Origin of the sequence: Egicoccus sp. AB-alg6-2 (assembly GCF_041821025.1) — a bacterium.
Taxonomy (GTDB): domain Bacteria; phylum Actinomycetota; class Nitriliruptoria; order Nitriliruptorales; family Nitriliruptoraceae; genus Egicoccus.
This window is the reverse complement of the sequence record NZ_JBGUAY010000005.1, coordinates 81,557-95,037: the sequence shown is the minus strand read 5'-3', so window position 1 is coordinate 95,037 and position 13,481 is coordinate 81,557. Positions and strand designations below refer to the sequence as shown.

The 13,481-nt window shown below is 69.8% G+C and carries 13 protein-coding genes and 1 riboswitch; all 13 genes read left to right on the top strand.

What is annotated here, in order from left to right:
* Window positions 1-17 precede the first annotated feature (17 nt).
* Entirely contained in the window at window positions 18-1,145 is a 1,128-nt protein-coding gene (gene mltG / locus ACERMF_RS09915) for an endolytic transglycosylase MltG (RefSeq protein WP_373668919.1), read from the top strand.
* Between the two features lie 46 nt (window positions 1,146-1,191).
* Complete coding sequence (aroE, locus tag ACERMF_RS09910) at window positions 1,192-2,094, top strand: shikimate dehydrogenase (RefSeq protein ID WP_373668918.1); 903 nt, start codon at window positions 1,192-1,194, stop codon at window positions 2,092-2,094.
* Window positions 2,095-2,225: 131 nt separating this feature from the next.
* Window positions 2,226-3,245: a roadblock/LC7 domain-containing protein gene (locus ACERMF_RS09905; protein ID WP_373668917.1), complete on the top strand. Its 1,020-nt coding sequence runs from the start codon at window positions 2,226-2,228 to the stop codon at window positions 3,243-3,245.
* Window positions 3,246-4,211 carry a DUF4388 domain-containing protein gene (locus ACERMF_RS09900; RefSeq protein WP_373668916.1) on the top strand — a complete coding sequence of 322 codons (966 nt, stop codon included), beginning with the start codon at window positions 3,246-3,248 and terminating at the stop codon, window positions 4,209-4,211. It abuts the gene before it with no gap.
* Window positions 4,208-4,873 carry an ATP/GTP-binding protein gene (locus ACERMF_RS09895; protein ID WP_373668915.1) on the top strand — a complete coding sequence of 222 codons (666 nt, stop codon included), beginning with the start codon at window positions 4,208-4,210 and terminating at the stop codon, window positions 4,871-4,873. The genes ACERMF_RS09900 and ACERMF_RS09895 overlap by 4 nt, the downstream gene beginning before the upstream one ends.
* Window positions 4,870-6,537 (top strand): GspE/PulE family protein, encoded by a 1,668-nt coding sequence (locus tag ACERMF_RS09890; protein ID WP_373668914.1) that lies wholly within the window; start codon window positions 4,870-4,872, stop codon window positions 6,535-6,537. The genes ACERMF_RS09895 and ACERMF_RS09890 overlap by 4 nt, the downstream gene beginning before the upstream one ends.
* A 25-nt stretch (window positions 6,538-6,562) precedes the next feature.
* Complete coding sequence (locus ACERMF_RS09885; protein ID WP_373668913.1) at window positions 6,563-8,179, top strand: PilT/PilU family type 4a pilus ATPase; 1,617 nt, start codon at window positions 6,563-6,565, stop codon at window positions 8,177-8,179.
* 11 nt (window positions 8,180-8,190) lie between these two features.
* The gene (locus tag ACERMF_RS09880) at window positions 8,191-9,429 is read left to right on the top strand and encodes a type II secretion system F family protein (RefSeq protein WP_373668912.1); all 1,239 of its coding nucleotides are present in this window, start codon (window positions 8,191-8,193) and stop codon (window positions 9,427-9,429) included.
* Between the two features lie 90 nt (window positions 9,430-9,519).
* A riboswitch (cyclic di-GMP riboswitch) is annotated at window positions 9,520-9,612 on the top strand.
* Between the two features lie 93 nt (window positions 9,613-9,705).
* Entirely contained in the window at window positions 9,706-10,140 is a 435-nt protein-coding gene (locus ACERMF_RS09875) for a type IV pilin protein (RefSeq protein ID WP_373668911.1), read from the top strand.
* 78 nt (window positions 10,141-10,218) lie between these two features.
* Window positions 10,219-11,022, top strand: coding sequence for an A24 family peptidase (locus ACERMF_RS09870; protein ID WP_373668910.1), 804 nt, complete (start codon window positions 10,219-10,221; stop codon window positions 11,020-11,022).
* A gap of 156 nt (window positions 11,023-11,178) precedes the next feature.
* Window positions 11,179-12,216 (top strand): type IV pilus assembly protein PilM, encoded by a 1,038-nt coding sequence (gene pilM, locus ACERMF_RS09865; protein WP_373668909.1) that lies wholly within the window; start codon window positions 11,179-11,181, stop codon window positions 12,214-12,216.
* On the top strand, window positions 12,213-12,833 hold the full coding sequence (locus ACERMF_RS09860) for a PilN domain-containing protein (protein WP_373668908.1): 621 nt from the start codon (window positions 12,213-12,215) through the stop codon (window positions 12,831-12,833). The genes pilM and ACERMF_RS09860 overlap by 4 nt, the downstream gene beginning before the upstream one ends.
* Window positions 12,830-13,477 carry a hypothetical protein gene (locus ACERMF_RS09855; RefSeq protein ID WP_373668907.1) on the top strand — a complete coding sequence of 216 codons (648 nt, stop codon included), beginning with the start codon at window positions 12,830-12,832 and terminating at the stop codon, window positions 13,475-13,477. The genes ACERMF_RS09860 and ACERMF_RS09855 overlap by 4 nt, the downstream gene beginning before the upstream one ends.
* Window positions 13,478-13,481 lie beyond the last annotated feature (4 nt).

The following is a 13,481-nucleotide window of genomic DNA, read 5'->3' as shown; positions in this document are numbered from 1 at the left end:
GACGAGGAGTGGCGAAGGTGGCGTTGAGTCGGGGCTCGAAATGGTTCCTGGGGTTCCTCGGACTCGTCGCCGTCGGCGTCGGCGCCGGCATCATGTGGCTGCAGGACGCCCTGCCCGAGGTGGACCAGGTCGAGGCCGGCCAGGAGGTCGTCCTGACGGTCGAGTCCGGTGAGTCGGTCCGGACGGTCGCCGACCGGCTCGCCGAACTCGACGTGGTCCGCAACGCCACCACGTTCCGGATCGCCGCCGGCGAGGCCGAGCTCGCCTCCCGCCTGCAGCCGGGGGAGTACGACCTCGAGACCGGCATGAGCTCCGACGCGGCACTCGAGGTGCTGCTCGCCGGGCCGGCGCGTGGTGGGCCGACCGCCGGCATCCGCTTCACCGTCCAGGAGGGCCTGTCGGTCGACACCACCCTCGAACGGCTGGCAGCACAGTTCGACGAGTTCGACGAGGTGGACTTCCGCACCGTCCTCGACGAACGGACCGCCGCCGGCAGCAACGACGACGGTGTCCTGCGACTGCCCGAGTGGGTGCCCGAACCGGCCGAGGCGCCCGAGGTGGTCGAGGAACCCTACGAGGGGCTGCTGTTCCCCGAGACCTACGAGGTGCCGGGCGACGCGACGCCGCTGCAGATCCTGCAGCGCATGGTCGACCAGCTCGATCTGGTGATGTCGGAGGTGCCGCAGGAGCAGGTCACCGCCGCCGCCGACCGTGGCCTGGAGCGCTTCGACGTGCTCACGCTCGCCAGCCTCATCGAACGCGAGACCCGCGTCGACGACGAACGCGAGACCGTCGCCGGCGTGATCGTCAACCGGCTCGATCAGGACATGCGGCTGCAGATCGACGCCAGCGTCCTCTACGCCCTGGACGAGGACCGCGACGTGGTGCTGCTCGAGGACCTCGAGGTGGACCACCCCTACAACACCTACCGCGTCGACGGCCTCCCGCCCGGCCCGATCTCGGGGATGGGCCGTGCCTCGCTGCTGGCTGCCTTCCAGCCGAGTGACGTGTCGTTCCTGTTCTACGTGCTCTCGCCCGAGTGCGACGGCACGCACGTCTTCGCCGACACCCTCGACGAGCACAACGTCAACGTCGCCGCCTTCCGCGACGCCGGCCGCTGCCAGGGCGAGGACCTGCCCGGATGACGCCAGCGTGGTCGCGACAGCAGGGCCCGCGCGCGGTGGCCACCCCGTGAGCCGCCCCCAGGACGGTGCGCCCTGGCCGACCGCGGCGACCCGCCCGGTCGCGCTGCTGGGGTGGCCGGTCGCGCAGTCGCTGTCCCCGGTCATCCACAACGCGGCCTTCCGCGAACAGGACCTCGACCTGGTGTATCTGGCGTTGCCGTGTCCACCCGAGGCGTTACGTCGCGTGGTCACGAGCCTCGGTGAGGTCGGTGGCGTCGGTGCGAACGTCACCGTTCCGCACAAGCAGGACGTGGTCGCGTTGTGTGATCGGCAGTCGCCCGAAGCGGAGTTGATCGGTGCGGTGAACACGCTGTGCTGGGACGCCGACGGGCTGTTCGGGGACAACACCGACGCCGTCGGCCTGGCCGATGCCCTCCGGGCCGACGTCGCCGTCGCCGCGGGGGACCGCCTGGTGCTGCTCGGGACCGGCGGCGCTGCCAGAGCCGCCGTGGTGGCCGCGGGACGTCTGGGGTGCCGCCTGACGGTGGTCGGCCGACGCCCCGACGCGGCCGCGGCACTGGCGGAACTCGGCGAGCGGGCGGGTGCCAGCGACCCGCGGGCCGTCGACGTCGCCGACGGGCAGGCGGTGGCGCGGGCGGTCGGCGAGGCCAGGATCGTGATGAACACCACTCCGCTCGGCCTGCGGGGCGAGGACCTGCCGGCGGCCTTCCACGGCCTGCACCCCGGCCAGGTCGCCTACGACCTGCTGTACCCACGTACGCCCTCCGCCCCCGGAGTGGAGCCGACCCCGTTCCTGCAGGCGGCGCGCGAGCGCGGCGCCGAGGCGTTCCACGGTCTCGGGATGCTGGTCGGCCAGGCGGCGGCCTCCTACGAGCGCTGGACCGGGATGCCGGCGCCCGTCGAGGTCATGTCGGCGGCCGCGCTGGCCGCGCTGACCCACCGTTCCTGACCCGGCCCGGTCGCGCATCGAACGTCATTCGGGCTAGTGCTCAAGAGCCCGGGGTCTCCAGCCGATGGAGGAGAGCGGGGTAGCGGTCGACGACCGCCTCCGACTGCACCTCATGCGCGAACGGAGACCACGTGTTCGACCACCTCGACACCCGCGCGGCCAGGCTCGCCGCCGCACTCGACGACTTCCTCGGTTCCTCGCCCGACGTCGAGGCCGCCGCCGTGGTCTCGTTCGACGGGCTGCCGATGGCCAGCGCCCTGCCCGACGAGCTGGACGAGGACCGGGTCGGCGCCATGAGCGCGGCCCTGCTGTCCCTGGGCGAGCAGGCCGCACTCGGACTCGGACGGGGACAGCTCAACCAGGTCTTCGTCGAGGGCGAGCACGGGTTCGTGTTCCTGATGAGCTGCCGCGACCAGGCGGTCCTCGCCGCCGTGGCGGCGCGCCAGGCCAAGATCGGGTTCATGCTGTTCGAGATGCGCCAGGCCGCCGAGCGCATCGGCACGCTGCTGGCCCCGAACACCGACCTCGACCTGCCGGCGCCGAACGTCAACCCGTGGGCCGCGCCGGCACCCGCCGACCTGCAGCCCAGCCCCGTCGAGGAGGTCGTCGAGGCCTTCGCCGCCCCCGCTCCCGCCGCGTTCGACGCCCCGGCTGCGTTCGAGGCGCCCGCTTCCTTCGAGGCGCCCGCTGCCTTCGAGGCGCCCGCTGCCTTCGAGGCGCCCGTCGCCTTCGAGGCGCCCGCTGCCTTCGACGCACCGTCGCCCATGCCGGAGGCGTTCGAAGCCGTCACGGAGCGCGCGCCCGAGCCCGAGCCGTTCGTGCCCGCGCCGGCTCCCGAGCCGACCGACCACGACGAGTCGCCGTTCGCGGCACTGGGCGAACTGCGTGCCGTCGCGAGCCCCTCGCCGGTCGCTTCGCCTCCAGCCACGTTCGAGAGCCCGGCGGCGGCGCCGATCGCGCCGGGGGCCCCGGCCGACGACGCCGACGAGGCGCTGCGCAACGTGATCGCCACCGAGCCGCTGCGTCCGTCCGACGACCACGACCTGCTGACCGAGGCGCTGTTCGAGGTGCGTCGGGCAACCGGTGGTGACCATGCACCGAGTCACGCCTGGGGCCGCCAGGAGTCGACGTCCGCAAACGGTTGGGGGTAGGTGAGTGCCGTGCTCGAAGGCCAACTCGGAGACTTCCGTCTCCTCGACATCCTGCAGCTGCTGAACGCGTCCGCTAAGACGGGACGCCTGGAGCTCGACGCCGCCGGCGTGCCCGCGCGCCTCGACGTGCGCGAAGGGCTGCTCACGGAGATCTCGCCTGCGGGCGACGCCTCCGACCGGCTCCCGGGCTCGCCGGCCGACGACGGTGACCTGCGCCACGACGCACGCGTCGACGGCCTGGTCGACCTGCTGTCGCTGCGCTCGGGCCGGTTCCACTTCGAGGGCCCGGCCGAGCAGTCGCCCGCACCCGACACGCCCCGTACCGATCCCCTGCTCGAGGAGGCACGCCGCCGGCTGCAGGAATGGCCGCAACTCACCGAACGGGTCGGCGGCCGCGACGCCGTGCTCGCGTTGGCCGCCCCGCACCACCACAACCCGGTGACGTTGACCGCCGACCGCTGGCGGCTGGTGTCGCTGGTCGACGGCCGTCGCCCGGTCGCCGAGCTGGCGGCCCACTGGGGCCGCGGTGACTACGCGGCGCACCGCGCCCTCGCCGAACTGCTCGACGAGGGCCTGATCGCTCCCGCCGCGGCCACCGACGTGCCGGCGACGCCGATCACCGAAGACGCCGCGGCGGACGAGCCGACGGTGGCCGAGGTACCCGTCGAGCCCGCCGAGGTGTCGGCCGAGGTGACCATGACCGACGAACCGGGCACCGACGAGGACCTGTTCGCGCGCCCCGAGCCGGCGCCGGCTGTGCCGGTTGCCGCGGCGGAGACACCCGTGGCCGAGCCGGCACCAGCACCGTCGATCCCGGCACCGCCGGCCGTCGTCTACGAGGGCAGCGGTCCCCGCGGCCTGCACACCCGGGTCCGCGCCGAGCGGCTGGGCGGCGGCGGGCACGACAACAACGGGGTCGACCAGAACATCCTGCAACGGTTGATCCACGGCGTGGAAAAGCTGTGACTGGTGTCCGGTTCGCCGGTTCCCACCGACGGCCGGTCGTCGGCAGTGCCCGCCATCCCAGCTTCAAGGTGCTCGTCACCGGTCCGTTCGACGCCGGCAAGACCACGCTGATCGAGACGATCTCCGAGGTGCAGGTCGTCTCGACCGAGCGTGACGTGAGCGACTGGGCCTCCGACACGGTCGCGGGCGGCAACTCCGGCCGCACCACGGTGGCGATGGACTACGGGCGCATTGCGATCGACCGCGACCTCGCCCTGCACCTGTTCGGCACGCCCGGCCAGGAACGCTTCGAGTTCATGTGGGACATCCTGGCGGAGGGCATGCTCGGGTTCGTGCTGGTCGTGGACGCACGACGTCCCGAGACCCTCGTGGAGGCGCGCGGCCAGCAGGTGCACTTCGCCGGCCTCGCCGACGTCCCGCTGGTCGTCGCGGTCAACAAGCTCGGCCCGAACAGCGACACCGCCACCGTGCTCGACCGGGTGCGCGGCTACCTCGACGTCCCTGCCGAGGTAGCGGTGCTCGCCACCGACGTCCGCGACCGTGAGGACGTAAAGCGCGTCCTGCTCGCGTTGCTCCACGCGGTCGCGCAGCGGCTCCGCGCGCGTGCCGGCGACGGTCCCGCCGGACCGCCCGCGGCCTCGGCCCGGGCGGTCGGCTCGTGAGGTCCCTGGCGCAGACGCTGCTGGCGCGACAGCTCGTCGATCCCGAGCAGCTGCGCCAGGCCGAGGAGGTCCAGCGCGCGGAGGGTGGCTCGCTCGGCCGGGTCCTCGTCAACCGTGGGGTGCTGAGCGAGAAGCAGCTGGTCGGTGCGCTGGCGGAACAGATCGGCCTCGACTTCGTCGACCTCGCCGAGGCCGAGGTGGACGCACGGCTGGCCACCATGGTCAGCGCCCAGACGCTCAAGAAGCACACGGTGCTGCCCTACGCGATGCGCGGCGAGAAGCTGCTGGTCGCGATGAGCGACCCGTCGAACGTGGTCGCGATCGACGACGTGCGCACCATCACCAAGCTCGACATCCAGCCGGTGGTCGCCACGCGCGACGACATCCAGGCCGCCATCGACCGCTTCGCCCACCTCGGTGACGACATCGAGGCGATGGCCGGCGACATCGCCGACGGTGAGGACGGCGACGACGACCTGCGCTCCATCCGGGCCGTGGTCGAGGAAGCACCGATCGTCAAGTTCGTGAACCTGCTGATCTCGCAGGCGGTCGCCGACGGCGCGTCGGACATCCACATCGAGCCCGGCGAGCGCGACCTGCGGGTCCGCTACCGCATCGACGGCGTCCTCCACGAGGTCATGCGTTCACCCAAGACGATCCAGTCCGGCGTCATCAGCCGCCTGAAGATCATGGCCGACGTCGACATCGCCGAGCGGCGGATCCCGCAGGACGGGCGCATCAGCGTCACGTCGAACAACAAGGCCATCGACCTGCGCTTCTCGACCCTGCCGACGGTGTTCGGCGAGAAGGTCGTGATGCGCATCCTCGACAAGACGTCGATCCTGCTCGAGCTCGAGGACCTCGGCTTCCTCGAGCACAACCACAAGCGCTTCGAGGAGGCGTTCCGTAAGCCCTACGGGACGATCCTGGTGACCGGTCCGACGGGGTCGGGCAAGTCGACGACGCTGTACGCCACGCTGAACGTGCTCAACGAGCCCGGCGTGAACATCATCACCACCGAGGACCCGGTGGAGTACCGCCTGCAGGGGATCAGCCAGGTGCAGGTCAACCCGAAGGTGGGGCTGACGTTCGCCTCGGCGCTGCGATCGATCCTGCGTCAGGACCCCGACATCGTCCTGGTCGGCGAGATGCGAGACCGCGAGACGGCGCACATCGGCATCGAGGCCGCGCTCACCGGCCACCTCGTGCTGTCGACGCTGCACACCAACGACGCGCCGTCGGCCGTGACCCGGCTCACCGAGATGGGCATCGAGCCGTTCCTGGTCGGCTCCGCGGTCGACTGCGTCCTGGCGCAGCGCCTCGCTCGCAAGGTGTGTCCGCGCTGCGTCGAGATGGTGCGACCCGAGCCGGAAATGCTTGCCGCGGCCGGCTTCCCGGCCGACATCGTCAACGAACGGCCCGAACTGCCGCGCGCGAGCGGCTGCTCGGCGTGCAGCAACACCGGCTACCGCGGACGCATGGCGATCCACGAGGTGATGACGGTGACCGAGGAGATCGAGCGGCTCGCGGTCTCGCGCGCGTCCACCGAGGTCATCGCACGGACCGCCATCGAACAGGGCATGCAGACGCTGCGCGAGGACGGGCTGGCGAAGGTGCTGCTCGGCCGGACCACGCTCGAGGAGATCGGCCGTGTCGTCGTCTGAGACGGCGGCCGGGAGGAGAACCGCAATGGATGCACTGGGCGAGGCACTGGTCCGCCACGGCGTGTTGACCGTGGACCAGCTGCGCTGGGCCGCGGAACGTTCCGCGGCCGGCGGCGGCAGCCTGCCCAAGGTCCTGCTCGACCACCAGCTGGCCACCGAGTCGCAGCTCGTGCGTGCGCTCGCAGAGACGCTCGGCATGCCGTACGCCGAGGTGGACGCGGCCAACGTGGACCCACACGCTGCGGCGCTGCTGGCCGGCGAGGTGGCGCGTGAGCTGTTGGCGCTCCCGGTGGGTTTCGGCGCCGGTGACGAGATCGTGGTCGCCGTCGCCGATCCTCACGACGCGACGCTGCGGCCGCGCCTCGAGCAGGAACTGGGGATGCGGGTGGCGCTCGCGCTGGCTCCCAGGCGGGAGCTGACCGAGGCGATCGCGGCGCAGGTCGCGCCGGTCGGTGCGGGTGTCGGCGCGCCGTCGCTGACGGTCGTCAACGGGGGAGCGGCTCCGACCTCGCCACCGCCGGCTGCGATGACCATGGCCGATGTCGGCGATCCGGCGCTGCCGCACGAGGAGACGGCCGTCATCGACCTCGACGAGCTCCTGGGCGAGCTCGTCGACCGCAAGGGCTCGGACCTGCACCTGACGGCCGGCGTCCCGCCGACCATCCGCGTGCACGGCGACCTCACGCCGCTGGAGGACTACCCGGTCTGCACGCCGGACGAGTTGCAGAAGCTGCTGTACTCGATCATGACGCAGAAGCAGCGCGAACAGTTCGAGAACGAGCTCGAGCTGGACATGAGCTACGCGATCCCGGGCAAGTCCCGGTTCCGCGTCAACGTGTTCATGCAGCGCGACTCCATCGGTGCGGTGATGCGTGTCATCCCGTTCGAGATCCTGCCGCTCGAAAAGCTCGGGATCCCGGAGCAGGTGGCCAACTTCGCCTACCTCCCGCGTGGGTTCGTGCTCGTGACCGGCCCGACCGGGTCGGGCAAGTCGACGACGCTGGCCTCGATCATCGACCTGATCAACCGCAACCGTCCGTCGCACATCATGACGGTCGAGGACCCGATCGAGTTCCTGCACAAGCACAAGCGGTCGGTCGTCAACCAGCGCGAGGTCGGCGCCGACACCCACGGGTTCACGCAGGCGCTCAAGCACGTCCTGCGTCAGGACCCCGACGTGATCCTGGTCGGCGAGATGCGCGACCTGGAGACGATCCAGATCGCGCTGACCGCGGCCGAGACCGGCCACCTCGTCTTCGGCACGTTGCACACCCAGGACGCGCCGCAGTCGGTGGACCGCATCATCGACGTGTTCCCACCGCACCAGCAGGAACAGATCCGCGTGATGCTCGCCGGTGCGCTGCAGGGGGTCGTGTGTCAGACGCTGATGAAGACCGCCGACGGCGCCGGCCGCGCTGCCGCGGTCGAGATCATGACGGCGACCTCCGCGGTGAAGAACCTGATCCGTGAGGGCAAGACGCACCAGCTCTACAGCGCGATCCAGGCCGGTGCGCAGCACGGCATGGTCGCGATGGACCAGTCCCTGGCCACGTTGGTGAAGCAGGGCAGGGTGACCTACGACGCGGCGCTGGAGAAGGCCAACAACGTGGCCGAGTTCCAGCGTCTCGCCGGCCGGGCCTGAGAGGCGAAACGATGGCGACGTCCACACTCAGCAAGTTCGACTACCAGGTCCGCGACCGCAGCGGAAAGCTCGTCTCCGGCCAGCTCGAGGCCGACTCCTCCGCGGCGGTGGCCAGCAAGCTGACCTCGATGGGCTACGCGCCCGTGCGTATCACCGAGGTCAGCGAGAAGGGTCTCAACACCGAGATCCGGATCCCCGGTCTGTCGGACCGGGTCAAGCTCAAGGACCTGGCGATCTTCTCGCGCCAGTTCGCGACCATGATCAGTTCCGGCCTGGCGCTCATCCGGGCGCTGTCGATCCTCCACGACCAGACCGAGAACAAGAAGCTCGCCGAGGTCATCGACGAGATCCGTGGTCAGGTCGAGGCCGGCGCGTCGTTGTCGGGCGCGATGGCCGAGCACCCCAAGGTGTTCCCCAAGCTCTACATCGCCATGGTCAAGGCCGGTGAGGCGGCCGGCATGCTCGACCAGGTGCTCCTGCGCGTCGCGATGATGCTGGAGGCCGACGTCAAGCTGCGCAGCAAGATCAAGTCCGCGATGACGTACCCGGTGATCGTCTTCTTCATGGCGATCGGCCTGTCCACCGTGATGCTGATCTTCATCGTCCCGGTCTTCGACGGCATGTTCGCCGATCTCGGTGGCGAGTTGCCCTGGCTCACCGCGCAGTTGGTGAGGGCGTCCGACTTCGTGACGTCGTGGCTCGGGATCATCACGTACATCGTCGTGCCGGTGGTGCTGTGGACCGCCTACAAGCAGATCCGCGCCAACGAGAAGGGCCGGTTCGTCCTCGACGTGATGAAGCTTCGGCTGCCAGTCTTCGGTTCGCTGTTCCACAAGATCGCACTGACGCGTTTCGCCCGCAACCTCTCCACGCTCCTGGCAGCAGGTGTGCCGATCCTGCAGGCGCTCGAGATCACGGCCGAGACGGTCAACAACGGCCCGATCGCGAACGCGGTGACTGACGTCAAGGACTCGGTCCGCCAGGGCGAGTCGATGAACCGGCCGCTGTCCCAGCACGAGGTGTTCCCACCCATGGTCGTCCAGATGATCGCGGTGGGTGAGGAGACGGGCAACATCGACGGGATGCTCGGCAAAATCTCGGACTTCTACGACACCGAGATCGAGACGATGACGGAACAGCTGACGGCGTTGATGGAGCCGCTGATGATCGGCGTCATCGGCGGGATCGTCGGCGGCATGGTGATCGCGCTGTACATGCCGATGTTCAAGATCTTCGAGATGATCGGCTGAAGGTCCCCCAGGTGCGCGCGACGCACTGATGGATCAATAGCTCAAGTAGGTCACGCCCGCGGCCGATGACTCGGGAGACCAACCGCAAGCGCGTGACAAGGGCGACTCCGTCGAGAGGCGGGCGAGCAACGCCAACGGGACCTCACCCCACCTTCATCGGGGCAGGTCGGCCGGGCTGCCTCGCGCAGGACGCTCCATCGCCGATGGGGCCTGTGCAGGGGAAGCGAGCGGGGACGTCGCACAGGTTCATCATCGCCATCATCCAAGGAGCGTTCCATGCTCAGCACCATCCGCACCAAGCGGGACGAAGAGGGCTTCACCCTCATCGAACTGCTCGTCGTGGTTCTCATCATCGGCATCCTCGCCGCGATCGCCATCCCCGTGTTCCTCAACCAGCGCGAGAACGCGTGGCGCTCCGCCGTCGAGTCCGACCTCCGCAACGCCGCCATTCAGATCGAAACCGTCATGACCCGCGACGGTGTCTATCCCGATGCTCTCGGCGAGACTGAAGGTCCAGCCACGGAACCACTGCTCGTAGACGGCGCAGATTCCGGCGTCTCGGTCACGATCTCGGACAATGTCACGCTTAGCTACGCCCCTGATGGCAACACCTACACCATCACGGGTACGCACGCCTTGCTGGACGACGGGGAGAACACGCTGGTGTACGACGCCGCTGACGGCGGTTTGGCCAACTCGCCCTGGGAGTGAGAGATCAGCATCTGAAGGGGCGGCCTGCGGGCCGCCCCTTCGGCTTGGGCTAGTTTTCGCGCGGCTGAAGGGGCGGAAGTGGACGCGGCTGTCGTTGCGCTGGCGGTGATCATCGGTCTGCTGGTCGGGTCTTTCGCGAATGTGCCGATCCATCGGTGGCCGCGTGGGGGGACGGTCACCTCGCCGAAGCGATCGGCATGTCCCGCATGTGGGGCGCTGATCTCGGCGCGGGACAACGTGCCGGTCGTCTCGTGGCTCCTCCTGCAGCGGAGGTGCCGCCACTGCGGCGCGCCCATCGCCGCGCGCTACGCCGTCGTCGAGGCGACGACCGCGATCCTGTTCGGGGCCGTCGCCTGGGTGTGGGGGTTGGACCCGATATTGCCCGTCCTGCTGGTCTTCACGTGGTCCCTCGTCGTCGCGACGGCGATCGACCTCGAGCACCGCATCATCCCCAACCGGTTGACCTACCGGCTGCCCTTCGTGCTGCTGGCGCTGCTGGTTCCCGCCGCGGCTTTCACTGGCACGTGGACCGATCTACGCCGTGCACTGATCTGGGCCGTCGCCGTCCCGGGCATCATGTTCCTGTTCGCCGAGGCGTTCCGGCTCGTCCGCGGGCAGACGGGCATGGGTATGGGTGACGTCAAGCTCGCCATCTCCATCGGGCTCGTCGTCGGCTACCTCGGCGGGGTGCACCTCGTTGCGTTCGCGTACGGAACGATGATCAGTGCGGTCATCGTGGTCGTCGTCCTCCTGGCGATGCGCCGCGCGAAGCTCGCCAGCCGGATCCCCTTCGGTCCCTACCTCGCGGCGGGGGCGCTCATCCCGGTCCTGGCCCCCGACGGCAGCGCTGCCGTGGTGCGATCGGTCCTCGGTCTCGGTTGAGCCGGGCGCGGTAACCACCCGCGCAACATGGGCGTATCGGCTGCGCGGGCGCGCGGCACGGCCTATTCGCTCAAGCCCGGGCCCTCTGCTGCCGACGGAACGTCTTGACGCGCCCAGCAATCCGCCTGGTACGCCACGCTCTCGAACGGCTGAATCGTGGCCAATCGCTCCGTAGGGATCGACATCGGTACGCACACCATCACGGTGGCCGAGGTCAGTGAAGCCCGCTCCGGCGCCGTCGTGACCAACTTCGGCGGCATCGAACTGCCCGCCACGATCGTCAACGGCGGCGAGGTGCTCGACCCCGTCGCCGCCGCCGAGGCGCTGAAGGAAGTGCTCGCCAGCGCCAAGCTCAAGACCCGCAAGGTCTGGCTCGGCGTGGCGAATCCACGGGTCGTCGTTCGCCAGATCGACATGCCCTACATGCCGATCGACGAGCTCCGCACCTCGATCCGCTACCAGGCGCAGGAGCACCTGCCGATCGCGGTCGAGGAAGCGGAGATCGACCTGCACGTCGTCGCGGACTGGGTCACCGAGGAGGGCGACCACCTGCAGCGCGTGCTGCTGGTCGCTGCGCACCGCGAGATGCTCGCCAGCCACGTCGAGGTCGCCACGCGCGCCGGGCTCAAGCCGCAGGGCGTCGACCTCAACTGCTTCGCGCTGCTGCGCGCAGTCGGCAACACCTCGTCGCTCGAACGCGGCAGCGAGGCGCTCATCGATCTCGGCGCCGGCGTGACCAGCCTGATCGTGCACGAAGCCGGTACGCCGACCTTCGTGCGCATCCTGTCGACCGGGGGCGACGCCATCACCGACGCCCTTGCGCAGGGGCTCGGCACCGACACGGCCGACGCAGAGGCACAGAAGCGTCGGTGCCGACTGGGTGGCGAGGATGCCGCCAGCCAGGTGGTCACCGGGCACGTCGATCGCTTCATCGACGAGCTCCGCAGTTCGCTCGCCTACTACCAGGCGCAGCCCGGCAGTCGCCCGGTGTCCTCGGTCGTGATCAGCGGCGGCGGTGCCAGCCTCGTCGGCCTCGCGGATCGGCTGGCACAGCACCTGCGCCTCCCGGTCAACCTCGCCAGCCCGTTCGACTACACGCGGGCGAAGACCAAGGCCTACGACGCCGAAGGCCTACGCGCCGTCGGCCCGACGCTGACCACGGCCATCGGCCTGGCGCTCGGAGGGTTGGAATGAGCGTCCGCGTCAACCTGCTCCCGCAGTCGACCCGCGATGGCCGCCGCGCCGCCCGTCAGCGACGGATGGTGGCCGGTGCCGGACTGGCGCTGATCGCGTCACTGGGCGCCGTGCACGTCTGGTCCGTCGGCCAGGTACGTGACGCGGAGGAGCGGTTGCTTGCCGCCGAAAGCGCGACGGCTCTTGTCCGCAACGACGTCAACGCGATGAGCGAGTTCCGTGAACTCGAGCTGCGGAGACAGAACGCCGCGGCGGCGCTGCACGACGCGCTCGGTCACGAGGTGTCGCTCTCCTGGATCCTCTACGACCTCGCCACCGTGATGCCGCGCGATGCGCAACTCGAGACGATCTCGATCAACCTGCCGCGCCCAGTGGCCGAGAGCCCGCACGTCGGCTCGTTCACGCTGACCGGGAAGTCGGTGGAGGCACACGCCCCCGGCGTGGAGGCCATCCTCCACGAACTCAGCAGGCTGGCCAGTTTCCAGAACCTGTACTTCAACTCCTCGTCGCTCGACGACGGCGAAGGTGACGTCGCATCGTTCTCCATCGACGGAGAACTGGCGCCCCTTGCGCGGACCAACCGCTACGCCGAAGGTCTGCCGGAGGCCATGCGATGAAACGCCAGACCATCCTGCTCGTGGTCCTCGCCAGCGTGCTGGTGACGAGCATGTACTGGTTCCTCATGTTCCGCCCGCAACGCGAGGAACTGGCCGCGGTCGAGACCCGCATCGTGGCTCAGGAGGACGAACAGGCACGGCTGCGGTTGGAGCTGGAGCGCCTGCAGCTGATCCGCGACCGGGCACCCGAGGTCGAGGCCGAGTTGACGGCCATGGCGGCCATCGTTCCCGAGGACACGGCCCTGCCGGCGGCCGTCGCCCAACTGCAGCGTGCCGCCGACGATGCCCGCATCACGATGCTCGCGGTGTCGACCTCGAGGCCGTCACCGCTCCCGGAGAGCGTCCAGCCGATCACGGCGATCGACCTGACCGCGCAGGTCGAGGGCAGCTACTTCCAACTCGTCGACTTCTTCCGCCGCATCGAGGACCCGACCATCACCGCTCGCGGTCTGCAGTGGACCAACGTGACGGTCGCGCGCGGCGAGTACCCGCTGCTGACGGTGTCGCTGAGCGGAACGATCTACACGCTCGCTCCGTCGACCCCGCCTCCGCCGGAGGCCGAGGCAGACACGGACGCGGAGGGTGACCCGTCCGCACCCGAGGCCGGCGGGTCCGACACGGACATCGCCATGGGGGACCGATGATGTC

What these genes read in the sequence shown, in the direction of transcription:
- ACERMF_RS09880 (WP_373668912.1), top strand. Translation starts at nt 8,191, where the DNA reads ATGGCGACGTCCACACTCAGCAAGTTCGACTACCAGGTCCGCGACCGC.
- ACERMF_RS09860 (WP_373668908.1), top strand. Translation starts at nt 12,213, where the DNA reads ATGAGCGTCCGCGTCAACCTGCTCCCGCAGTCGACCCGCGATGGCCGC.
- ACERMF_RS09855 (WP_373668907.1), top strand. Translation starts at nt 12,830, where the DNA reads ATGAAACGCCAGACCATCCTGCTCGTGGTCCTCGCCAGCGTGCTGGTG.
- ACERMF_RS09885 (WP_373668913.1), top strand. Translation starts at nt 6,563, where the DNA reads ATGGATGCACTGGGCGAGGCACTGGTCCGCCACGGCGTGTTGACCGTG.
- ACERMF_RS09875 (WP_373668911.1), top strand. Translation starts at nt 9,706, where the DNA reads ATGCTCAGCACCATCCGCACCAAGCGGGACGAAGAGGGCTTCACCCTC.